1 pseudogene is annotated in these 1,336 nt (G+C 37.9%); it reads left to right on the top strand.

Going from position 1 to position 1,336, the window contains the following annotated elements:
- Window positions 1-337: 337 nt before the first annotated feature.
- A pseudogene (locus OZD66_RS05975) lies at window positions 338-1,249 on the top strand (MFS transporter); the annotation flags it as partial.
- Between the last annotated feature and the right edge of the window lie 87 nt (window positions 1,250-1,336).

The raw sequence follows: 1,336 nt of genomic DNA on the forward strand, positions 1-1,336 counted from the left end.
CTACTGATATTCTCCATCTTTTTTATCTTTAATCCATCATAGCTAGCGATGCAACAAAGCCATTCCAGTGTCAGCTACTTTCATGACACCCTGACAACCGTCATCCCGCTACTTGTTAGCGGCTGAGATACCGCGAATGAATCGCGGTATGACGGTTCGTGGCGGCGTGACGATAAGCTCGTCATCCCGCTGCTTGTTAGCGGGATCTAGAGATACCGCGGCGGTATGACGTAGGGAAACCGTTTTTTGGGTTAGCTATAACAGTAGTCAGGAAACAATAGCTTAAAAAGAGACTTAGTGTTAAATTTCTAATAGATTACTTATAAAAATAAATCTTATGGAAAGCAGAGCTAAGGCTTGGTTCATTTGGCTGATTAGTAACTTGGTTGTTATATTCAGCAACATGCAGATAATTTATACCTTTATAAGTGTAAATCTCGAAAAGGAACTTGGACTTACAATCGCGCAAGTTGCACTGGCTAATTCAGTATATACTTGGACTTTCGCCATCTTACAATTTTTTAGTGGAGCAACGTTTAATGTTTTTTCCAGTAAAAAAATTTATTTTTTCTCGTTATCAACTATGATCTTGGGGTTTTTTGTCCTTATTAATAGTGACAATTTCTCCCATTTGATTTTGTCTCAAGTGTTGATTGCAACTGGAGCATCATTTGGTTTTATTGGTGCTGCTCACACAAGTAGCATATGTTTTTCCGCTGCCCAATTTGGACTAATGTTTTCACTAGTGCAGATAATTTCAAGCCTTTCTGCTTTGGTAATTCAAATACTGTTCTCTAACTTGCTTGCCGAAGATGCATATTGGAAAAATCTGATTGTATGCATAATACTATTTGGTGTGTTGATATTTGTACTTACGCTTTTTTGTCCAAACACACTTCCAGAAAGCAGCTCAGAAAAGCGCACAATAAAAAGCTCTATGAAGACAGTAATGTGCTCTATATTAACAGTGCTAAAATTAAGAGATATCTGGATAACTTCAGTGGTGGGTGCTATTACTTTTGGAACATTTTTAGCACTTAATACCTTGTGGGCTCCAAGGTTACTGGGCAACTCAGAACTCAATGCAATGGAGTCAGGTATAGCAACTGCAATACTATGGCTTGGTCTTGCAGTTGGTGCTCCAATTGCAGATCGAATCTCAAACTTATTTAAAAATAGGAAACATGTAATTTCTGCTTTTGCTTTATTGCAAGGCGTCTCAATTATTATTTTACTATACAGCCATTTATAGCTCTTTCCATAAAAGTCCGGATGTGGTAGGATAAGGATAGATGATGATAAGGAGGTTGAACGCCAGCAGCATATAGTTATGATT

This window comes from Wolbachia endosymbiont of Drosophila baimaii, from assembly GCF_028982185.1.
Taxonomy (GTDB): Bacteria; Pseudomonadota; Alphaproteobacteria; order Rickettsiales; family Anaplasmataceae; genus Wolbachia; species Wolbachia pipientis.